We start from the raw sequence: 20,375 nt of genomic DNA, 5'->3' as shown, positions 1-20,375 counted from the left end.
GGCAGTGTCCCGCACCGGTCACCAAAAGTGACGTCTATTCTGACTGTATGAGTTTCAACGACGGCGCACAGCTCGACCCATCCCAGGTACAGGACAGGCGTGGCGGCGGCCTGGGCCGCGGAACCAAGATCGGCGGCGGAATCGGTGGTGGCATCGTGGCACTGCTGCTGGTACTGCTGGGCGTCAATCCGAACATCCTCGGCGACCTGACCGGCGGCGGGCAACCACCCGCCGTCGAGGGTGGAGCAGGCACTGGTGGCGTGCAGGAATGCAAGACAGGCGCTGACGCCGACAAGCGGCTCGACTGCCGCATCCTCGGCACGGTGAACAGCCTCAACGCCTTCTGGCCCGACTACCTTGCCGACTACAACGTGCAGTACCCCCGCCCGGAGACCGTCATCTTCAGCCAGGCGACCAATACCGGATGCGGCTCTGCCACCAGTGCCGTCGGCCCGTTCTATTGCCCGGCAGACACCACCGCCTACTTTGACCCCGGCTTCTTCGACGAACTGGTGAGCCGCTTCGGGTCCTCAGGCGGGCCCCTCGCCCAGGAATATGTGGTGGCCCACGAATTCGGCCACCATGTGCAGAACATCCTGGGGACACTCGGCCAGGCACAGCAGGATCCACAAGGGCCGCAGTCCGGTGCGGTCCGTGTGGAACTCCAGGCCGATTGCTATGCCGGCCTGTGGGTCCGCCATGCGACAACCCAGCCCGATCCTGCCACCGGGAAACCGTTCCTTGATCCCCTGACGGAGCAGGACTTGCAGGACGCGTTGTCGGCAGCCTCCGCGGTCGGCGACGACCGAATCCAGGAAGCAGCCACCGGAAGGGTCTCCCCCGAGTCCTGGACACACGGCTCCAGTGAACAGCGGCAAAAGTGGTTCTACCAGGGCTACTCCACAGGTGACATCAACAAATGCGACACGTTCGGGGTGGCTGCCCCCTAGGTTTTTGGTCCGTTGCACGCCAGCGGCCCGACGGTTGAACCCGCCGGGCCGCTGGTGGGCGATTACTTGCAGGTGACGTCCACGCGGTACGTGTAGTCGCCTTCATTGTGGTCCGCAACGGTCACGGACACCGTGGCGCTGCTGCCTTTGATCTTCGCCAGCGCGCCGTCCGGGCCCACCACGGCTCCGAGGCCACAGCCAGGCTGACCGGAAACCTTGATGGAGTGGGTTCCCTGTTCGGTCGCCTCGAAGTGTGCCTCGTGGTAGGCAAGAACATCAGGGTTCCATTCGGAGAACTTGATGTTGTGCGCACCGTTGGTGTCGGTCCATTCGGCCGCATAGCCGTCCAAGGCCACGCCGTTCTTGAAGAACCGGACGTCGATTTCAACAATCAACGGATTCCGGACCTTGAAGTTGTCGACTTTGCTGTAGCGCGGAACGAAGCAGTACTTGTTGCCTGGTGCCGAACAGTCATAGCGTTCCACCGGTGTCACCCACACCTTGTAGACGCCGCCGTTGTTGGGTGTATCGGCGTAGGGGAACAACTGGACCGTCGCCCCGCCGTCCTCACCGTCTGCACCGGTGGCGTGTTCACAGCCTCCTGCCGCTACGACATCTTCAATGACTCCGGAAGCATTCACCGTAAAACGCCGGCACTCGATGCCGTCAGAGGACAACAGCGTCTTTCCTGATGGGTCCGTGACCTGGAAGTAGTAGTCACCGGCTGGAAGGCCCGCCGCGTTATCGGGGGCGTTGATGCCCGGGCCGCCGTTGAGGTACACGTCTTCCTTGGCCTCATAGATGTTGAGGTTCACAGGTACTCCGGATCCGTCGGTGGTGAAGATCGCTCCGGATAGCTGGCTGCCGGCGGGCGGTGCCGAGGATGCCGGCGGTGCCAGGAGTCCCACTGCAACGATGGCTATTGCACTGGGAATAACGGCCATTCTTCTTCTCATGGGGGTGCCTCTGATCTGCGTGTAGTGATATACCTGCACTGTTGCGCAGTAAGCGGCCACTCCCCAGCCAGCAGGCACCGCCACTCCCCGGATCAGGGGGCCGGAGGAGTCAGGACCGCGCCTCAGATGGCGGCATACTACTCCCTCATGGATTCCGTGAAAAGAGCCTGCGAACGGGTAAAGGAAAGGGTCCCGGGCGTATTGCCCGGGACCCTTTCAATCCGCTGAAGCGGAGCGTGATTCCTGCTCAGATGTTGAAGCCGAGGGCCCTCATCTGGTCCTTGCCATCGTCAGTGATCCGCTCCGGACCCCATGGCGGCATCCAGACCCAGTTGAGGCGCCAGTCGTCCACGATGCCGTCCAAGGACTTCCCGACCTGTTCTTCCAGGACGTCCGTCAGCGGACAAGCCGCAGTGGTCAGCGTCATGTCGATCAGCAGGGCACCGTCCTCGTCCGAGTACTTCAGGCCGTACAGCAGGCCAAGGTCCACCACGTTGACACCGAGTTCGGGGTCGATGACGTCCTTGAGCGCTTCCTCGACGTCCTCAAGGCTGGTACGCGCCGCGTTGATTTCGGTCATGGAACGATCCTAACTAGGCCTGGGCGGCAGGAGCAACGGCGACGCCGGCACCGGCGGCGTAGCGGTCGTAGCCCTCTTCTTCAAGGCGGTCGGCGAGCTCAGGGCCGCCTTCTTCCACGACCTTGCCGTCGACGAACACGTGAACGAAGTCCGGCTTGATGTAGCGGAGGATCCGGGTGTAGTGCGTGATAAGCAGTGTGCCCATGTTGCCCTGGGCGTGCGCCCGGTTGACGCCTTCGGAAACAACCTTGAGGGCGTCGACGTCCAGGCCGGAGTCGGTCTCGTCCAGGACGGCAAACTTCGGCTTGAAGAGTTCCAGCTGCAGGATCTCCACGCGCTTCTTCTCACCACCGGAGAAGCCCTCGTTGACGTTGCGCTGTGCAAAGTCGGCGTCGATGCGCAGCTGCTGCATGGCTGCCTTGACGTCCTTCGTCCAGGTACGGAGGGCCGGAGCCTCGCCATCGATGGCGGTCTTGGCAGTCCGCAGGAAGTTGGTCATGGTCACGCCCGGAACCTCTACCGGGTACTGCATGGCCAGGAAGACGCCTGCACGGGCGCGCTCGTCGACGCTCATCTCCAGGACGTCTTCGCCGTCAAGGGTGATGCTGCCGCTGGTCACCGTGTAGCGGGGGTGTCCGGCGATGGTGGAGGCAAGAGTGGATTTGCCGGAGCCGTTCGGGCCCATGATCGCGTGGGTTTCACCGGTCTTGATCGTCAGGCTGACGCCCTTCAGGATCTCCTTGGTGCCCTGCTCCGTCTCGATGCTGACGTGCAGGTCCTTGATCTCAAGAGTAGACATGCTGTTCTTTCTTTCCGTTCGTAAGTCTGGAGGACTCGGCGCTCAGTAGTTGTTAACCGGGGCGCCGTTCACAACGTTGGTCACGTCCACGTAGACGTCGTCGCCATCCACGGCGACAGCGAAAACGGGGACGGGGTCATAGGCAGGCAACTGGAGCGGCTGGCCGCTGCGCAGATCGAACTGGGAACCGTGGCCCCAGCACTCAATGGCGCAACCTTCAACTTCGCCCTCGGACAGGGAGATATCCGCATGGGAACAGGTGTCCCCAATCGCATGGATTTCACCCATTGAGTCCCTCACGATGGCTACCGGGTAGTCATCGATGAGGATGCGCAGCGCCTGCTTCACTTTGATGTCGTTGGCGCTGCACACCAGCTCACCCTTGGGTTGTTCACTCATGGTTGTCCTGACCGCCTGTGGCTAGTTGTCCGTTGCTTCGAGTTCGCGCTCGACGGCTTCGGTCAGGCGCTCCTCAATGGCGGGAACCTTGATCTTCTGGATGATCTCGTTGAGGAAGCCCCGGACGACGAGCCTGCGGGCTACGTCTTCGGGGATGCCGCGGGCCATGAGGTAGAACAGGTGCTCGTCATCAAAGCGTCCGGTGGCGCTTGCGTGGCCTGCACCCTCGATGAGGCCTGTCTCGATTTCCAGGTTGGGGACGGAGTCAGCGCGGCAGCCGTCGGTCAGCACCAGGTTCTGGTTCTTCTCGTAGCTGTCGGTTCCTTCGGCCTGCTTCTGGATCAGGACATCGCCAACCCACACTGTGTGCGCGCCCTTACCCTGAAGGGCACCCTTGTAGAGGACGTTGGATACGCAGTTGGGCTGTGCGTGGTCAACGAAAGTGCGGTGCTCAAGGTGCTGGCCGGCGTCGGCGAAGTACAGGCCGAAGAGCTCGGCTTCACCGCCGGGAGCCGCAAACCGGGCAGTGGGGGTTACTCGTACGAGGTCCCCGCCCAGGCTCACGGTGATGTGCTTGAATTTGGCGTCGCGTCCGATCCTGGCCTGCTGGGAGGAAGCGTGGACGGAGTCGTCGTTCCATTCCTGCAGGGAGACGACGGTCAGTTCCGCACCGTCCTCAAGTACGATCTCCACGTTCTCGGAGACCACGGCGGTACCCTCGTGGGAAAGAACCAGGACGGCCTTGGAGAACTTCTGTGCCACGACAACCACATGCTGGGCCGAAGCTTCAGCGCCGGTACCTGCGAGCGTGACCGTGATCTCCGACTCCACGGACGTTTCCGCGGGCACAGTGATGACGGTGGCTTCCTTGAAGTTGGCCCAGGCGTTGGCCGAGACACGGTCTTCCGGAATGCCGGCTGAACCGATCCTGACATCGTCACGGCCCACGGTCTCCACAGCTACGCCTTCCGGCGCGGCAACGGAAACAGCCGGAGCGGCGCCGTCGAGGATATCGGTGTGCAGGCCGCGGAGGCGGCGCAGCGGCGTAAAGCGCCAGTCTTCTTCCAGGCCGGTGATGGCTTTGAAGTCCTCGAGCTCGTACGAGGTGAGGCGGCCGGCCCGCGAGCTGTCCGGAACGCCTACGCCGCCACCGTGCGAATGGCCCTTGGCCGAAGCGCCCGCGAGCGGGCCCGCGGACGGCTGCTCCGCCGTCGTGCCTGTTGCGTTGATGGGCGAGAGGTTCTCGCCTTCTTCCGTGAAGCCGTCGATAAAGGGCTGTGCCGAAGGCGCGCCGATGCGTGCCTTCTCAGTAGTGATATCAGTCATTGTTAACCGACGGATCCTTCCATCTGAAGTTCAATCAAGCGGTTCAGCTCAAGGGCGTATTCCATGGGAAGCTCGCGGGCAATCGGCTCGATGAAGCCGCGCACGATCATGGCCATGGCCTCGTCCTCCGGCATGCCGCGGGACATCAGATAGAAGAGCTGCTCTTCGCTGACGCGGGAAACGGTCGCCTCGTGTCCCAGTACGACGTCGTCCTCGCGGATGTCGATGTACGGGTAGGTATCCGAGCGGGAAATCGTGTCCACCAGCAGGGCATCACAACGGACCGTGTTGGCCGAATGCTTGGCCCCTTCACGGACCTGGACCAAACCGCGGTAGGCGGCGCGGCCGCCGCCACGGGCCACGGACTTGGAGATGATGGAGCTCTTGGTGTTGGGAGCAATGTGCACCATCTTGGAACCGGTGTCCTGGTGCTGGCCCTCGCCGGCAAAAGCGATGGAGAGCGTTTCACCCTTGGCGTGCTCGCCCACGAGGTAGACGGCCGGGTATTTCATGGTCACCTTGGAGCCGATGTTGCCATCGATCCATTCCATGGTGGCGCCTTCTTCGCAGATCGCGCGCTTGGTCACCAGGTTGTAGACGTTGTTGGACCAGTTCTGGATGGTGGTGTAGCGGACGCGGGCGCCCTTCTTGACCACGATCTCGACGACGGCCGAGTGGAGGGAGTCCGAGGTGTAGATCGGAGCCGTGCAGCCTTCGATGTAGTGAACATACGAGTCTTCATCGGCGATGATCAGCGTGCGCTCGAACTGGCCCATGTTTTCCGTGTTGATGCGGAAGTAGGCCTGGAGGGGAATCTCGACGTGGACGCCCTTGGGCACGTAGACGAACGAACCACCCGACCACACTGCCGTGTTCAGCGACGCGAACTTGTTGTCACCCACCGGGATGACCGTGCCGAAGTACTCCTGGAAGATCTCCGGGTGCTCACGCAGCGCGGTATCGGTGTCGAGGAAGACAACGCCCTGGGCTTCGAGGTCCTCGCGGATCTGGTGGTAGACGACCTCGGACTCGTACTGCGCGGCCACACCGGCAACCAGGCGGTTGCGCTCGGCTTCCGGAATGCCCAGCTTTTCATAGGTGTTGCGGATGTCCTCGGGCAGGTCCTCCCACGTGGCGGCCTGCTTCTCGGTGGAGCGGACGAAGTACTTGATGTTGTCGAAGTCGATGCCCGAGAGGTCTGCACCCCAGGTAGGCATGGGCTTGCGGTCGAAGTACTTCAGGCCCTTGAGGCGGAGGTCGAGCATCCATTCGGGCTCGTTCTTCTTCTGGGAGATGTCGCGGACAACTTCTTCGTCCAGGCCACGACGGGCGTTCGCTCCAACGTCGTTTTTGTCGGCCCAGCCGTACTCGTAGTTGCCGATACCGTGGAGCTCGGGATTCTTCTCCAGAATCTCCGAGATCACAGTGCCGTCAGCGACTGCCTTCTCTGCTGTTCCTTCAGCTAATTGACCCGTCATCACGGCCTTTCTTGCTGGTTGTTTGATTCCTGGTACGGGTTGCCGGCCGGTGCTGCGGCGCCTGGGGGCACCGTTGCGGCCAGCCGCCCGGTAGGTATGTGGGTGGTGCAGACGTGACCGCCTTGCGCCAAGGTGGAAAGACGCCGGACATCGACGCCCACCAGTCGGGAAAAGACTTTGGTTTCGGTTTCACAGAACACCGGGAACTCTGCTGCCAGCTGCTGGATGGGACAGTGCCCCTGGCAGAGCTGGACGCTGGAGAACTCGGCCGGGAGAGGGGCCTTGGCCTCAATGGATTGGGCAGAGGAGACGTAGCCGTCGCGGTTGAGGGCCTTGGACAGTGCCATGGCGCGCGCGGTGATGTCCTCTCCGGCCGCCTCCACCTCCGGGGCATAGCGCCGTTCCAGTTCGGTGAACCGCTCTTCCGCGTACTGGCGGACCGACTCTTCTCCGGCAATATCCTGGAGGCGGCGCAGTGCGGACCGGGCTATGTTGAAGTAGTCATCCCCCAGCTTGGACTGGCCCTGTGAACTCAGGACGTACCGGCGCGCGGGCCGCCCCGCACCTCCGCCGGCTTTTGCCACGCGTTTGACCTCGATGACTCCGGTTCTCTCGAGGTGGTCCAAGTGGCGGCGTACGGCGGCCGGGGTGAAACCCAGGAGGTCACCGAGTTCAGCCGCGCTGACGGGACCGTTTTCGAGGACGGCTCCAAGGACGCGGTCCCGCGTGCGGTCCTCGGCGTCCGGCAGGGCAGGCGAGGCCACCAGGGCCTCCGCCGCTGCAGCATGCCGCTTGGAAGGCATGGGAAGTGGACTGCTCATGGAATACACAACACAATCATGTCGTAATTTGTTTCATGCCTCCAGTAAGGCAAGACTGACCTCACCTGCCCGCACAGTGTGACCGTACTACTTCCCGTAGAATACTGTGGTGCGATCCCCCGATTCCCCGGTCCTCACCATTGAAGGCCTCATAAAGGACGTAGGTCCCCTGGCCTCCCTCGACGGTAAAATGCTCAGGGTTGTCAGCGGCCTTTCCCTGATTGCGGAACGTGGACAGATCACCGCGCTGCTCGGTGCCAACGGCGCCGGCAAGACCACCACGTTGGAGTGCGCACAAGGGCTGCAGAAGCGAACCGGCGGATCCATCTCCCTCCTCGGCGAGGACCCCGATTCGGCGGGTGCGGAACTGAGGTCCCGCGTCGGCGTGATGCTCCAGGACGGCGGCCTCCCGCCGTCGGCCCGTCCTGTTCCACTCCTTCGGCACGTAGCGGGCATGTACCGCAACCCCATGGATGTCGACGTCCTCATGGACCGGCTGGGCATCAACCAGTTCAGCAGGACCTCGGTGCGCCGCCTGTCCGGTGGGCAGAAACAGCGGCTCGCCCTGGCAGCGGCACTGGTCGGCAATCCCGAGATCCTGTTCCTCGACGAACCCAGTGCAGGCCTGGATCCTCAATCCCGCCAGATGGTTTTCGACCTGATCGCCGAACTCCGCGATGCCGGCATGGGAATCGTGCTCACCACCCATCTCATGGATGACGCCGAGCGCCTGGCCGACTACGTTTACATCATCGACGGCGGCCATAACGTCGCCGAGGGCACAGTGGCCGAGCTCCTGCGCCACGACCATTCAACAGACATTACGGACAGGACCCTGGTGTTTGATGCCCCGCCGGGACTCGATTTTTCCGCTGTGCTCACGCCCGGCGTGCAGGTCAGCGAAACCCGGGCGGGCAGCTATTCCGTGTCCGGACCCATCACTCCCAAGGACCTGGCAGCCCTGACGGCATGGTGGGCCGAAAGGGACATCCTGCCGGCATCTTTGCGCCTTGAGGCCAGGAGTCTTGAGGATGTCTTCCTGGATATCTCCGGAAGGGACCTCCGATGAGCAAACTCTTGACGGCGAACGCCGGTCCGGCTTCCCTGGCGAAGCGGATCGTGCAGCAGGGACGCTACGAGACCATCACCATGCTGAGGAACGGCGAACAGTTGATCCTGGCGGTGGTCCTTCCCCTTCTTGCGCTCGTCGGCCTGACTGTTACCCCACTGTTGGATGGTCTGGGAGGTTCAAGGGTGGACGTGGCGACGCCCGGCATCCTTGCCCTTTGCGCGATGTCAACGGCGTTCACGGGCCAGGGCATTGCCACCGGATTCGACCGCCGCTACGGCGTTCTCCGGTTCCTTTCCACCACGCCCCTGGGACGGGGCGGCCTTATTGCCGGAAAGATCCTGGCAGTGCTTGCCGTCCTGTTGCTTCAGGTAGTGGTGGTGGCAGTGGTCGCAGCCATGCTCGGGTGGCAGCCCAAGCCGGAAGCCTGGCTCCCGGGTTTGGCACTCCTGATCCTCGGAGCCGCAGCTTTCACCGCGCTCGGCCTCCTGGTGGCCGGCACGGTCCGGCCCGAGGCCACCCTTGCCATCACCAATCTCCTGTGGATTTTGCTGGGGGCCCTGGGCGGAATCGTGGTGCCTGCCGAAAGACTGCCGGGTGCGGTCCAAGGCCTTGTGCATTTCCTCCCCTCAGGCGCGCTTGGGCAGGCATTGCGCGACGTATTCCTGACAGGCACCGTACCGTTGGCCGGTGTCCTGGTACTTCTGCTCTGGACGCTGCTTGCAGGGGCTGCGGCCATCCGCTGGTTCAAGTGGAACTGATCGATTAAGACGAACTGAGGACTGAGAAATTGTGAGCACGGCGTCCCGCCTTCCGAAAACCGTCCAGCGGCTGGCATCCAAGTTGCCGACGGAGATCAACCGCGCCATCAGGCGACTGGCCGTTCTTTCCCTGATTGGGCAGACAGTCCTCGTGGTCACCGGTGGGGCCGTTCGCCTCACAGCATCCGGCCTGGGTTGCCCCACCTGGCCACGCTGCACCGACGACTCCCTGGTCAACACTCCGGAGATGGGCATCCATGGTTTCATCGAGTTCGGCAACCGGCTCCTGACCTTTGCCTTGGCAGCGGTGGCAGCCCTCATGCTGGTGTACTTGTGGAACTTGCGCAAGGAACGCCGTGATCTGTTCCTGCTTGCCCTGGGTCTGCTGGCCAGCATCCCGGCACAGGCAGTGATCGGCGGGATCACCGTACTCTCCGGCCTCAACCCGTGGGTGGTGGGGCTCCACTTCCTGGTCTCCATGGCCCTGGTGGTCTTTGCGACGCTTTTGGTCAACCGCGCGTTCGGGCGCACGGGGCGTTTCATGAACCGCTCCCTGCCGTCCCTTCCGGGTGCAGCCCGCCCGGTCATGATGGCCGTTGCTGTGTTTTCCGCCATTGCCGTGATGCTGGGGGTGGTGGTGACCGGTGCGGGTCCCCACGCCGGTGACGCGGACGCGCCCCGGAACAACCTTGACTGGGACCTCTTCTCGCACATTCACGCCATCCCCGCCTACCTCATCACCGCAGGTTCGTTCTTTGCGGTCTACCTGGTCTTCCGGCACAAAATCGGCGGCCCCTTCCGCACGGCCGCCTACCTGATGCTGGCAGTTACGGTGCTTCAGGCGATCATCGGCTTCACTCAGTACTACAACGGAATTCCGGCGCTGCTGGTGGGAGCACACATGCTGGGTGCGGCACTGCTTATGAGCGCGGCCACCAATGCGGCAGACCTGGCAAAGGCGAGCCCGGCCACGTAGGCAGGGCCACGCCGCCCAGCGCATCCGCGTCACCTTAGGATCCCCGGGCCGGGACGCCGCGTATCGGCCAACCTCGGACTCACCGCTGCGGGAGCCTTGGGCAGGTGATGAAAAAGCCCGACGCCGGCACCCAGGTGGGTGCCGGCGTCGGGCTTTAACTCCTGGAGGCTGTGCTCCTTAGCCGCCGATCAGCGGCGAACCGACGAACGGATCCACGGCCAGGGCAATAAAGAGAAGCGTCAGGTAGCTGATGGAACCGTGGAAGACCTTCATGGCTCCCTTGTTGGAGACGTCACCGCCCTGTGCCCGCTTATACAGTGCGTGGCTCTCGTAGAGGAACCAGGCGCCGGCGGCAACGGCAGCCACCGTATAAACCCAGCCGGCACCGCCGACCGGAATCATCAGGAGGGAACACGCGACCATGGCCCACGCGTAGAGGACGACCTGGACGGAAACGACCTTTGCGCCGGCGATCGCCCCCAGCATGGGCACGTTGGCGTTGCGGTAGTCTTCGCCGTACCGCATGGACAGGGGCCAGTAATGCGGTGGTGTCCAGAGGAAGATGACCATGAAGAGGACGATGGCCGGCCACTCCACGGTATTGGTAACGGCGGCCCAGGCGATCAGGACAGGAAAGCAGCCCGCAGCGCCTCCCCAGACAATGTTCTGGGCCGTACGGCGCTTAAGGATCATGGTGTAAATGACCACGTAGAACACGATCGCACCCAGGCCCAGCCATGCAGAGAGCGGGTTGGCCCCGAACCAAAGAATGGCAATCGAAGCAGCGCCAAGCACCCACGCGAAGACCAGGGCCTCACGGGGGGTCACCTCTCCTGTAACAAGGGGGCGCTTTTCCGTCCGGTGCATCAGTTTGTCGATGTCACGGTCGATGTAGCAGTTGAAGACACCGGCGCTGCCGGCGGCGAACGCGCCGCCCACCAGCGTGGCCAGGATGAGTCCCAGGGAGGGGAAGCCGCGCTGCGCGAAAATCATGGTGGGCAGCGTGCTGACCAGGAGCAGTTCGATGACGCGGGGTTTGGTGAGTGCGAGATACGCCTTGAACTTACGGGAGAATCCGATGCTTCCCCGGGCCGGGGACGCGTTGAGGTGCGTATCAGTTGTGCTCACGGCGGCAGTCACTCTGTTCTATGCTCTGGGGTTCTCGCAGCAGTTGCCGTCCGGGACTCCGACGTGGGACCGCGGGCGCGCGAACTGCTGGTGGCCTCCAAATATCATACCGTGGCCGGGCACGGGCCAATGTCCGCAAAAAACGCCAATGTTTCCGAATCTTCACGCCTCCGCGGCGCCTTGGTGATTCATATAAGCGAATTTCTGTCCAGTTAGTGGGATTCCCTGAGTCCCACGACACGTTTCGGGCTAAGCTGTGAGCAGATCAGCACACGTCGACTTTCCGGGAAACCGTATTCTCGGATCTCCGTGCGTCTGGATGAGAGATCAACGTTTCAATGGTGAACGGCTGGGAGACACATTGCAGCGGGCCGCCATCCTGAGCTTCTGCGTGCCGTCTCCATAAACTTGCCGTCAGCACAGAGAGGGGCTCGGTTTTCGTGCCACATTTGGAAGAGCAACAACTGTCCTGGACCGATCTGGACAAGAAGGCCGTGGACACCGTTCGGGTGTTGGCTGCGGACGCTGTGGAGAAGGTGGGCAACGGACACCCCGGTACCGCGATGAGTTTGGCTCCCGCGGCGTACCTGCTGTTCCAGAAGCTCATGCGCCACGATCCGAAGAACCCTGACTGGATTGGCCGTGACCGTTTCATCCTGTCTCCGGGCCACACTTCTTTGACTCTTTACATCCAGTTGTTCCTCTCCGGTTACGGCCTGGAATTGAAGGACCTCGAGGCGCTGCGTACCTGGGGTTCGCTGACTCCGGGCCACCCGGAGTACAAGCACACCGCCGGTGTTGAAATCACTACCGGACCGCTGGGCCAGGGTCTGGCGTCGTCGGTCGGTTTCGCGTACTCCCAGCGCCGCCAGCGCGGCCTGTTCGACGCCGATGCTCCCGCCGGCCAGTCGCCGTTCGACCACACCATCTGGGTCATCGCTTCCGACGGCGATCTCCAGGAAGGTGTCACCTCGGAGGCTTCCTCCCTGGCCGGGCACCAGGAACTGGGCAACCTCGTGGTGATCTACGACGAGAACCACATCTCCATCGAAGACGACACCGACATCGCGTTCACCGAGGATGTCCTGAAGCGCTACGAGGCCTATGGCTGGCACACCCAGCGCGTGGACTGGACCAAGACCGGCGAATATGTCGAGGATGTCCAGGAACTGTACTCGGCGCTGCTGGCGGCCAAGGCCGAAACGACCAAGCCCTCCATCATTTCGCTGCGCACCATCATCGGCTACCCGGCTCCGAAGAAGCAGAACACCGGCAAGATCCACGGTTCGGCCCTGGGCGCCGAGGAAGTTGCCGCGCTGAAGACGGTCCTGGGTTTCGACCCGGAAAAGTCCTTCGACATTGACGAAGAGGTTCTGGCCCACGCCCGCAAGGTTGTTGAGCGTGGTTCCGAGGAACGCGCAGCCTGGCAGGCCAGGTTCGAGGCATGGCAGCAGGGCAACCCGGACGGCGCCGCTTTGCTCGAGCGCATTGAGGCCAAGAAGCTTCCGGTGGGCATCGACGCTGCCCTTCCGGTGTTCGAGGCCGGCAAGGACGTTTCCACCCGTGCCGCTTCGGGCAAGGTCCTGAACGCGATTGGACCTGTCCTGCCCGAACTCTGGGGCGGGTCCGCTGACCTGGCGGAGTCGAACAACACCACGATCGAGGGCTCGCCCTCGTTCATCCCGGCATCGCGCTCCACGGACGCCTGGAAGGGCAACCCGTACGGCCGCGTGCTGCACTTCGGTATCCGTGAGCACGCCGCTGCCTCGATCGTGAACGGCATCTCCCTGCACGGCCGCACGCGTGCGTTCTCTGGCACGTTCCTGATCTTCTCGGACTACCAGCGTCCGGCCATCCGTCTTGGCGCTCTGATGGGTGTTCCGTCCCTGTACGTGTGGACGCACGACTCCATCGGCCTGGGCGAAGACGGCCCCACCCACCAGCCGGTGGAACAGCTCGCCTCCCTGCGCGCCATCCCGGGCCTGGACGTGGTCCGCCCCGGTGACGCGAACGAAGTCTCCGCTGCCTGGAAGGCCATGCTGGAGAACCACGAGAACCCGGCAGGGATCGTGCTGACCCGCCAGAACATCCCCACCTACGCCCGCGGTGAAGGCGAGGCCACCGGTGATACCTTCGCATCCACCGCAGGTGTGGCCAAGGGCGGCTACGTCCTGGCCGAGGCCTCCAAGGACGGTGAAACGGTGGACGCCCAGGTGATCCTGATCGGCACCGGCTCCGAGGTCCAGCTCGCCGTGCAGGCCCGCGAAGCACTCCAGGCAGAAGGCATCGCCACCCGCGTCGTCTCCATGCCGTGTGTCGAGTGGTTCAACAAGCAGGACGAGGCCTACCGCGAATCCGTCTTGCCCGCAGCAGTCAAGGCCCGCGTCTCCGTCGAAGCCGGACTCTCCCAGGGCTGGCGCGAATTCGTCGGTGACGCCGGCCGCTCCATCTCGCTGGAACACTTCGGCGCCTCGGCTGACTACAAGCGGCTCTTCCAGGAGTTCGGCATCACCGCCGAGGCTGTCGCCGCAGCCGCCAAGGACTCCCTCGCAGACGCCGCAGCATAACCGTCTGACCCCCTAAGACAGGAGAAATTCAATGACTACTCCAACACAGCAGCTTTCCGATGCCGGCGTTTCCATCTGGCTCGACGACCTCTCCCGCGGACGCCTTGAAACCGGTACCCTGCAGAAGCTCATCGATGAAAAGAACGTCGTTGGCGTGACCACGAACCCGTCGATCTTCCACGCCGCCATCACCTCGGGCACGGACTACGACGCCACGATCGCCAAGCAGGCAGCAGCAGGCGCCAGCGTCGAGGAGACCATCTTCGAGATCACCACTACCGACGTCGCCGACGCCTGCGACCTCTTCGCTCCGATCGCCGCAGCGACCAACGGTGTTGACGGCCGTGTCTCCATTGAGGTCGATCCCCGCCTCGCCTGGGACACCGCCGGTACCATCGCGGAAGCCAAGCACCTGCACGCCAAGGTGAACAAGGACAACGTCCACATCAAGATCCCGGCAACCCTGGAAGGCCTCGAAGCCATCACGGCAACCCTGGCCGAAGGCATCAGCGTCAACGTCACGCTGATCTTCTCCCTGGAGCGCTACCGCGCAGTCATCAACGCCTTCCAGTCCGGTTTGGAGCAGGCGAAGGAGAACGGTCACGACCTCTCCAGGATCCACTCGGTCGCATCATTCTTCGTCTCCCGCGTGGACACCGAGATCGACAAGCGGCTCGATGCCATCGGAACCGACGAGGCCAAGGCTCTCAAGGGCAAGGCAGGCGTTGCCAACGCGCGCCTCGCCTACCAGGTCTACGAAGAGCTGTTCTCCACCGAACGCTGGGCACTCCTGGCCGAAGCCGGCGCCCGTCCCCAGCGTCCGCTGTGGGCATCCACCGGCGTCAAGGACCCGGCATACCCGGACACCCTGTATGTTACGGAGCTCGTAGCTCCGGGTGTCGTCAACACCATGCCCGAGAAGACGCTTGATGCTACTTTCGACCACGGCGTCGTCACCGGGGACACCGTCTCCGGAACCTACGAGGACGCCAATGCAACCCTGAACGCCCTTGAAGGCCTTGGCGTCGCTTACAACGACGTCGTGGCGCTCCTTGAGTCCGAGGGGCTTGAGAAGTTCGTAGCCAGCTGGAAAGAACTGCTGGCCGACGTCGAAGGCGCTCTCGCAACTGCACGGAAGGCTTCCTAACCAACAATGAGCACAATCAGCTACGACGCCAGCGGTGCTGCACAGCAGGCTATCGCCCAGCACATCGACGCCCTGGTCGAGGACAAAATCGCAACAAGGATTTTCGCCAAGGACCATACTCTGTGGGGTCCTGACGCCGAATCCGAGTCCGCCATCAGGCTGGGCTGGGTAGAGGCTCCAGCCGTCTCCCAGCCTCTGGTTGCGGAGATTCTGGAATTGCGTGACGCCTTGCGCGCAGAGGGCGTCTCCCATATCGTCCTGTGCGGCATGGGTGGATCCTCGCTGGCCCCCGAGGTCATCGCCGGTACCGCCGGCGTCGAGCTGACTGTGCTGGACAGCACCGACCCCGAACAGGTCAGTGCTGCCCTTGCCGACCGCCTGGAGGAAACAGCCATTGTGGTTTCCTCCAAGTCAGGTTCCACTGTGGAGACCGACTCGCAGCGCCGCGTCTTCGAGAAGGCCTTCAACGAGGCCGGAATCGAAGCGGCCAGCCGGATCATCATCGTGACGGATCCTGGCTCTCCCTTGGACAAGGCATCCCGTGAGGCCGGCTACCGTGCTGTCTTCAACGCTGACCCCAACGTCGGCGGACGGTTCTCGGCCTTGACCGCGTTCGGCCTGGTCCCGTGCGGCCTGGCCGGCGTCGACATCCAGGCCTTCCTCGATGAGGCTGAAGAGGCTGCGGAGGTCCTCAACGAGGACTCCAACGACAACATCGGCCTTGCTCTCGGCATCGCCCTGGGGGGAACCACCCCCCTGCGCAACAAGATCGTCATCGCCGAGGACGGCTCCGGGATTGTCGGTTTCGCCGACTGGGCCGAACAGCTGATCGCCGAATCCACCGGCAAGTCGGGCACGGGTGTCCTGCCGGTCGTTGCCGGCCCGGACTCCCCCGAAGCCGTTGCGGGCGCGGACGACGTCCTGGTGGTGCGCCTGGTGGATGCCGACGCGGACGTTGATCTTCGCGACAACGAGGTGGCCATCGCAGGCGGACTCGCATCCCAGATGTTCGTCTGGGAATTTGCCACCGCAGTTGCCGGCCGGTTGCTCGGCATCAATCCCTTCGACCAGCCGGATGTCGAGGCCGCCAAGGTTGCTGCCCGCGGTCTGTTGGACGCACGTCCCGAGCCCACACCTGCGGCTTTCACGGACGGCTCCGTGGAAGTTCGGGGCGGCGACTGGCTCGGCTCCGCAGCGACAGTCACCGACGCGGTCCAGGCTCTGCTGGATCAGCTGGGCGCTGACGGCTACCTGAGCGTCCAGGCGTACCTTGACCGGATCGCCCACGCTCCCCTGGAAGGAATCCGTGACGAACTGGCCGCTGTGTCCGGGCGCCCGGTCACCTTCGGTTGGGGACCGCGCTTCCTGCACTCCACGGGGCAGTTCCACAAGGGTGGACCCGCCATTGGAGTGTTCCTCCAGGTCACGGCAGCCGCCTCCACGGACCTGGAGATTCCGGACCGCCCGTTCACCTTCGGTGAGCTTATTGCGGCCCAGGCCTCGGGCGACGCCCAGGTCCTTGAAGGACACGGCCGTCCCGTGCTTCGCCTGCATCTCACTGACCGTGCAGCAGGCGTAGCCCAGCTCCAGGAAGTCGTCGCTGCGTTGGCCGGGCAGGCCAGCGCACTCGAAAGCTAAGGCACAAAACCAAACATGCCAGAAACTGAAAACGGCAGGAAGAACGCCGGGCTGCGGAACCCCTTGCGGGACCCGCGGGACCGCCGTCTGAACCGTATTGCAGGGCCGTCGTCGTTGGTCTTCTTCGGAGTCACCGGCGACCTCGCCCGAAAGAAACTCATGCCCGCGGTCTACGACCTCGCCAACCGGGGCCTCCTTCCGCCGAGCTTTGCCTTGGTGGGCTTCGGCCGCCGCGACTGGGACGACGCCGACTTCGCGGCCGAGGTCAAGGAAAACGTCAAGGCCCACGCCCGCACCAGGTTCGATGAAGCCGTGTGGGAGCAGTTGGCGTCCGGCGTCCGCTTCGTCAAGGGCGAGTTCGACGACGACGACGCCTTCGAGCGCTTGGGCGACGTCCTCGAAGAACTCGACGAGAACCGTGGCACCCGGGGAAACCACGGCTTCTACCTGTCAATCCCGCCCAAGGCGTTCGAACAGGTCTGCCGGCAGCTGTCCAAGCACGGCCTGGCCCAGGCCAAGCCGGGCCAGTGGCGGCGCGTGGTCATCGAGAAGCCGTTCGGCCACGACCTCGAGTCGGCACGGCAGCTGAACGACATTGTGGAATCGGTGTTCCCGCCGGACGCTGTGTTCCGTATCGACCACTACCTGGGCAAGGAAACAGTCCAGAACATCCTGGCCCTGCGCTTTGCCAACCAGTTGTTCGAGCCGCTGTGGAACGCCAACTATGTTGACCACGTGCAGATCACGATGGCCGAGGACATCGGTACCGGCGGCCGCGCCGGCTACTACGACGGCGTGGGCGCAGCCCGCGATGTCATCCAGAACCACCTGCTGCAATTGCTGGCGCTGACGGCCATGGAGGAGCCCATCTCCTTCAACGCCGACGACCTCCGTGCGGAAAAGGAGAAGGTCCTGGCTGCCGTGAAGCTGCCTGAGGACCTTTCAACCCACTCCGCCCGGGGACAGTTCACCGGTGGCTGGCAGGGGGGCGAGGAAGTCCAGGGCTACCTGGACGAAGACGGCATTCCTGCGGACTCGAAGACCGAAACCTACGCCGCCATCCGGGTGGACATCAATACCCGCCGCTGGCATGGGGTTCCGTTCTACCTTCGCGCCGGAAAGCGCCTGGGCCGTCGGGTGACCGAGATTGCCGTGGTGTTCAAGCGTGCACCCAACTTGCTCTTCCGCGACCACGGTGAAGACGACTTCGGGCAAAACGCAGTGGTCATCCGCGTACAACCGGATGAGGGCGCAACCATCCGCTTCGGTTCCAAGGTCCCGGGCACGCAGATGGAAGTCCGCGACGTCACCATGGACTTCGGTTACGGCCACTCCTTCACGGAGTCCAGTCCCGAAGCCTATGAGCGGCTGATCCTGGACGTCCTCCTGGGCGAGCCGCCGCTGTTCCCGCGGCACCAGGAAGTGGAGCTGTCCTGGAAGATCCTCGACCCGTTCGAGGAATACTGGGCTGGTCTGGACGAACAACCTCAACCCTACGCACCGGGCAGCTGGGGGCCGGCATCCGCCGACGAACTCCTGGCCCGTGACGGACGAACCTGGAGAAGGCCATGATCGTAGATCTTCCCGACACAACCACGTCCAAGATCTCGAAGAAGATCATGTCGCTGCGTGAACAGGGCGGTGTCATCGCGCTGGGTCGAGTGCTCACGCTGGTGGTGGTTACCAAGTCCGGGCAGGAGGAGGAAGCCATCGAGGCCGCCAACGAGGCGAGCCGGGAACACCCCTGCCGGATCATCGTGCTTGCCGACGCCGGGGTCGAAGCGCCCGACCGCCTCGATGCGCAGATCCGCGTGGGAGGCGACGCCGGAGCCTCCGAGGTCATCGTGCTGCGCGGCTACGGCCAGATGGCCCACGAGAGCGAGTCGCTGGTGGCTGCGTTGCTGCTGCCGGACGCTCCGATTGTGGCATGGTGGCCCCACGGAGCGCCGGAGAGCGCCTGCGACACATCCATCGGCAGGATTGCCCACCGGCGTATCACGGACTCGGCCAATGAGGCGGATCCCGCCCAGGCATTGGAGAACATCCGCCGCACGTACAAGGCCGGTGACACCGACCTTGCCTGGACGCGGTTGACCAATTGGCGCATCCAGCTTGCGGCGGTTCTCGACCAGGTGGACAGCGATCCTGTCTCTGCCATCGCGGTCGAAGGGGCGTCGGACTCCCCCAGCACCCTCCTGCTTGCCGCCTGGCTGACGTTGGCTTTGCAGGCCCCGGTCACGATCGTGGCGGACCCGGCCGGCACCGGGATCCGGCGTGTACGCCTGACCCGTGCCAGCGGTGATGTCCAACTGTTCCGCCCGGGCTTGTCCGTGGCTGAACTGACGCAGCCCGGACAGCCGGCCCAGCGCATCACCCTCCCCCGCCGCAGCCTTCGGGACTGCCTGGCAGAAGAACTCCGCCGTCTGGATCCTGACGAAGTCTTCGGAGAAGTGATTACCATGGGACTGCCACTTACCAGCCAGAGGAGAGTCCAGACCAGTGCACGCTGAGCCAAGAGTTAGCATCCATCCCGACTCCAAGGTGTTGATGGCTGCCATTGCGGCACGCCTGATCACCAAGCTTGTCGACGTACAGGACAAGCACGGCGAAGCCACGGTTGTCCTGACGGGCGGCACCGTGGGCATCGGGACGCTCAAGGCTGTGGCGGACTCTGCCGCAGCTCCTGCAGTTGACTGGTCCAGGGTGAACTTTTGGTGGGGGGACGAGCGCTTCGTCGCTGCCGACAGCGACGAGCGGAACACCCGTCAGGCTCACCAGGCACTGCTGTCGCAGTTGCCTGTCGATCCTGCCCGTGTCCACGAGCCCGGCTCCTCAGACGATTTCGCCACGGCGCAGGAGGCGGCCGATGACTACGCGGCGCGACTCAAGGCGGCAGCAGAAGCCGAACACGCAGCCGACATGTCTGACGACCGGCCGGAAAGTCCGTCAGACCTGCCACGGTTCGATGTGCTGCTTCTTGGCGTAGGACCTGATGCACACGTGGCGTCGCTCTTCCCCGAACAAGCCGGTATCCGCGAAAAGGGCCGGACTGTGGTGGGCGTCGAAAATTCACCCAAGCCGCCGCCGTCGCGCGTGTCCCTTACCCTGCCGGCGATCAACACCGCCCAGGAAATTTGGATGGTCGTGGCAGGCGAGGACAAAGCAGGTGCGGTAGGCCTGGCACTTGCCGGGGCGAACCCGGTTCAGGTACCGGCTGCCGGTCCTGTGGGTCGGTCCCGGACCCTCTGGCTTATCGACGAGAACGCTGCTTCACGCGTCCCCCAGCAACTGGTCCGGAAGGACCCGGCCGGCGCGTAACCGCTCCAGCGCTCCAGCCAGGACCGTTTCGGCGTCCTGGCTGGAGCGTCTTTCTTTAACGTAGTCCAGGTGGGATTTATACAGTTCGTCGTCCGGCCGGGTTGGGGAGGCAGTTCCCGGCTCCCTGGCCGCGGTCAGCCCGCACTTGGGACAATCCCAGGTCTTGGGGATCTGATCGTCGGGCAGCTTAAGGAAAATAAGCCGCGTTTCATGTCCCTTGGCGCACCAATAGGGGACACGAATACGCGGCAATTGCTCAGCTTCGCCTGGATCGCTGTGATTCCTTGCTCCGGAACCAAGCGCAACTCCTGCGCGGGTACCCCGGTAGCCGGGCGTGCCATGAACCATTGTTTGAACCCCCTGGGCGGCGAGGTGGTGGGCCGTGGCGGCCAGTCGGCCCTGCGGCCGACACGCCCATTGTAATGCGGGGTGTACGACGGCGGCACCCGTCTTCCGGGTGCC

At 63.7% G+C, this 20,375-nt stretch carries 19 protein-coding genes; 10 read left to right on the top strand and 9 right to left on the bottom strand.

The genetic code is table 11. From position 1 onward, the window contains the following. Positions 1–47: 47 nt before the first annotated feature. A complete protein-coding gene (gene ypfJ, locus ACUYMZ_RS11065) occupies positions 48–950 on the top strand; it encodes a KPN_02809 family neutral zinc metallopeptidase (protein WP_481603328.1) in 903 nt (300 codons plus the stop codon). A 62-nt stretch (positions 951–1,012) separates the two neighbouring features. On the opposite strand, the gene ACUYMZ_RS11060 is transcribed toward ypfJ, so the two are convergent. From ACUYMZ_RS11060 to ACUYMZ_RS11030, 7 genes are all read right to left on the bottom strand, one after another. After that, a complete protein-coding gene (locus ACUYMZ_RS11060) occupies positions 1,013–1,894 on the bottom strand; it encodes a hypothetical protein (protein WP_481603326.1) in 882 nt (293 codons plus the stop codon). A 259-nt stretch (positions 1,895–2,153) separates the two neighbouring features. Next, the gene (locus tag ACUYMZ_RS11055; RefSeq protein ID WP_021470428.1) at positions 2,154–2,486 is read right to left on the bottom strand and encodes a metal-sulfur cluster assembly factor; all 333 of its coding nucleotides are present in this window, start codon (positions 2,484–2,486) and stop codon (positions 2,154–2,156) included. 13 nt (positions 2,487–2,499) lie between these two features. Next, positions 2,500–3,285: a Fe-S cluster assembly ATPase SufC gene (gene sufC / locus ACUYMZ_RS11050; RefSeq protein ID WP_426002616.1), complete on the bottom strand. Its 786-nt coding sequence runs from the start codon at positions 3,283–3,285 to the stop codon at positions 2,500–2,502. A 42-nt stretch (positions 3,286–3,327) separates the two neighbouring features. Then, a complete protein-coding gene (locus ACUYMZ_RS11045) occupies positions 3,328–3,684 on the bottom strand; it encodes a non-heme iron oxygenase ferredoxin subunit (protein WP_426002614.1) in 357 nt (118 codons plus the stop codon). A gap of 21 nt (positions 3,685–3,705) precedes the next feature. Then, positions 3,706–5,010: a Fe-S cluster assembly protein SufD gene (gene sufD, locus ACUYMZ_RS11040; protein ID WP_481603323.1), complete on the bottom strand. Its 1,305-nt coding sequence runs from the start codon at positions 5,008–5,010 to the stop codon at positions 3,706–3,708. Between the two features lie 2 nt (positions 5,011–5,012). After that, positions 5,013–6,488: a Fe-S cluster assembly protein SufB gene (gene sufB / locus ACUYMZ_RS11035; protein WP_426002611.1), complete on the bottom strand. Its 1,476-nt coding sequence runs from the start codon at positions 6,486–6,488 to the stop codon at positions 5,013–5,015. Then, positions 6,488–7,309 (bottom strand): helix-turn-helix transcriptional regulator, encoded by an 822-nt coding sequence (locus tag ACUYMZ_RS11030; protein ID WP_426002609.1) that lies wholly within the window; start codon positions 7,307–7,309, stop codon positions 6,488–6,490. Before ACUYMZ_RS11030 ends, sufB begins: the two co-directional genes overlap by 1 nt. 109 nt (positions 7,310–7,418) lie before the next feature. Here ACUYMZ_RS11030 and ACUYMZ_RS11025 point away from each other — a divergent pair, with 109 nt between their 5' ends. From ACUYMZ_RS11025 to ACUYMZ_RS11015, 3 genes are read left to right on the top strand one after another with little or no spacing between them, the layout of a single operon-like run. Next, a complete protein-coding gene (locus tag ACUYMZ_RS11025; protein WP_426002608.1) occupies positions 7,419–8,378 on the top strand; it encodes an ABC transporter ATP-binding protein in 960 nt (319 codons plus the stop codon). Further along, the gene (locus ACUYMZ_RS11020; protein ID WP_442422690.1) at positions 8,375–9,139 is read left to right on the top strand and encodes an ABC transporter permease; all 765 of its coding nucleotides are present in this window, start codon (positions 8,375–8,377) and stop codon (positions 9,137–9,139) included. Before ACUYMZ_RS11025 ends, ACUYMZ_RS11020 begins: the two co-directional genes overlap by 4 nt. A gap of 31 nt (positions 9,140–9,170) precedes the next feature. Continuing rightward, the gene (locus ACUYMZ_RS11015) at positions 9,171–10,115 is read left to right on the top strand and encodes a COX15/CtaA family protein (protein ID WP_481603320.1); all 945 of its coding nucleotides are present in this window, start codon (positions 9,171–9,173) and stop codon (positions 10,113–10,115) included. A gap of 177 nt (positions 10,116–10,292) precedes the next feature. Here the strand turns inward: ACUYMZ_RS11015 and ACUYMZ_RS11010 are convergent, their stop codons facing one another. After that, complete coding sequence (locus tag ACUYMZ_RS11010; protein WP_426002603.1) at positions 10,293–11,255, bottom strand: heme o synthase; 963 nt, start codon at positions 11,253–11,255, stop codon at positions 10,293–10,295. 437 nt (positions 11,256–11,692) lie between these two features. Between ACUYMZ_RS11010 and tkt the strand changes: the two genes are divergently transcribed. The 6 genes from tkt to pgl are packed head-to-tail and all read left to right on the top strand — an operon-like array spanning position 11,693 to position 19,913. Next, entirely contained in the window at positions 11,693–13,810 is a 2,118-nt protein-coding gene (tkt, locus tag ACUYMZ_RS11005; RefSeq protein WP_481605854.1) for a transketolase, read from the top strand. Between the two features lie 31 nt (positions 13,811–13,841). Then, a complete protein-coding gene (gene tal, locus ACUYMZ_RS11000) occupies positions 13,842–14,957 on the top strand; it encodes a transaldolase (protein ID WP_481603318.1) in 1,116 nt (371 codons plus the stop codon). A 6-nt stretch (positions 14,958–14,963) separates the two neighbouring features. Continuing rightward, positions 14,964–16,595, top strand: a complete 1,632-nt coding sequence (locus ACUYMZ_RS10995; protein ID WP_426002601.1) for a glucose-6-phosphate isomerase — start codon at positions 14,964–14,966, stop codon at positions 16,593–16,595. A 15-nt stretch (positions 16,596–16,610) separates the two neighbouring features. Further along, the gene (gene zwf / locus ACUYMZ_RS10990) at positions 16,611–18,167 is read left to right on the top strand and encodes a glucose-6-phosphate dehydrogenase (protein ID WP_481603316.1); all 1,557 of its coding nucleotides are present in this window, start codon (positions 16,611–16,613) and stop codon (positions 18,165–18,167) included. Next, positions 18,164–19,105 carry a glucose-6-phosphate dehydrogenase assembly protein OpcA gene (locus tag ACUYMZ_RS10985; RefSeq protein ID WP_481603314.1) on the top strand — a complete coding sequence of 314 codons (942 nt, stop codon included), beginning with the start codon at positions 18,164–18,166 and terminating at the stop codon, positions 19,103–19,105. The genes zwf and ACUYMZ_RS10985 overlap by 4 nt, the downstream gene beginning before the upstream one ends. Then, positions 19,095–19,913, top strand: a complete 819-nt coding sequence (pgl, locus tag ACUYMZ_RS10980; RefSeq protein WP_442422693.1) for a 6-phosphogluconolactonase — start codon at positions 19,095–19,097, stop codon at positions 19,911–19,913. Before ACUYMZ_RS10985 ends, pgl begins: the two co-directional genes overlap by 11 nt. On the opposite strand, the gene ACUYMZ_RS10975 is transcribed toward pgl, so the two are convergent. Beyond that, a complete protein-coding gene (locus ACUYMZ_RS10975; RefSeq protein ID WP_426002596.1) occupies positions 19,866–20,261 on the bottom strand; it encodes an RNA polymerase-binding protein RbpA in 396 nt (131 codons plus the stop codon). The genes pgl and ACUYMZ_RS10975 overlap by 48 nt on opposite strands. Positions 20,262–20,375 lie beyond the last annotated feature (114 nt).

The sequence above is a fragment of the Arthrobacter sp. T572 genome (assembly GCF_056780115.1).
The sequence above is the reverse complement of the archived record's forward strand: the minus strand, read 5'-3'. Positions and strand labels throughout refer to the sequence as shown.

What these genes read in the sequence shown, in the direction of transcription:
- ypfJ (WP_481603328.1), top strand. Translation starts at nt 48, where the DNA reads ATGAGTTTCAACGACGGCGCACAGCTCGACCCATCCCAGGTACAGGAC.
- ACUYMZ_RS11060 (WP_481603326.1), bottom strand. Translation starts at nt 1,894, where the DNA reads ATGGCCGTTATTCCCAGTGCAATAGCCATCGTTGCAGTGGGACTCCTG.
- ACUYMZ_RS11055 (WP_021470428.1), bottom strand. Translation starts at nt 2,486, where the DNA reads ATGACCGAAATCAACGCGGCGCGTACCAGCCTTGAGGACGTCGAGGAA.
- sufC (WP_426002616.1), bottom strand. Translation starts at nt 3,285, where the DNA reads ATGTCTACTCTTGAGATCAAGGACCTGCACGTCAGCATCGAGACGGAG.
- ACUYMZ_RS11045 (WP_426002614.1), bottom strand. Translation starts at nt 3,684, where the DNA reads ATGAGTGAACAACCCAAGGGTGAGCTGGTGTGCAGCGCCAACGACATC.
- sufD (WP_481603323.1), bottom strand. Translation starts at nt 5,010, where the DNA reads ATGACTGATATCACTACTGAGAAGGCACGCATCGGCGCGCCTTCGGCA.
- sufB (WP_426002611.1), bottom strand. Translation starts at nt 6,488, where the DNA reads ATGACGGGTCAATTAGCTGAAGGAACAGCAGAGAAGGCAGTCGCTGAC.
- ACUYMZ_RS11030 (WP_426002609.1), bottom strand. Translation starts at nt 7,309, where the DNA reads ATGAGCAGTCCACTTCCCATGCCTTCCAAGCGGCATGCTGCAGCGGCG.
- ACUYMZ_RS11020 (WP_442422690.1), top strand. Translation starts at nt 8,375, where the DNA reads ATGAGCAAACTCTTGACGGCGAACGCCGGTCCGGCTTCCCTGGCGAAG.
- tal (WP_481603318.1), top strand. Translation starts at nt 13,842, where the DNA reads ATGACTACTCCAACACAGCAGCTTTCCGATGCCGGCGTTTCCATCTGG.
- ACUYMZ_RS10995 (WP_426002601.1), top strand. Translation starts at nt 14,964, where the DNA reads ATGAGCACAATCAGCTACGACGCCAGCGGTGCTGCACAGCAGGCTATC.
- zwf (WP_481603316.1), top strand. Translation starts at nt 16,611, where the DNA reads ATGCCAGAAACTGAAAACGGCAGGAAGAACGCCGGGCTGCGGAACCCC.
- ACUYMZ_RS10985 (WP_481603314.1), top strand. Translation starts at nt 18,164, where the DNA reads ATGATCGTAGATCTTCCCGACACAACCACGTCCAAGATCTCGAAGAAG.
- ACUYMZ_RS10975 (WP_426002596.1), bottom strand. Translation starts at nt 20,261, where the DNA reads ATGGTTCATGGCACGCCCGGCTACCGGGGTACCCGCGCAGGAGTTGCG.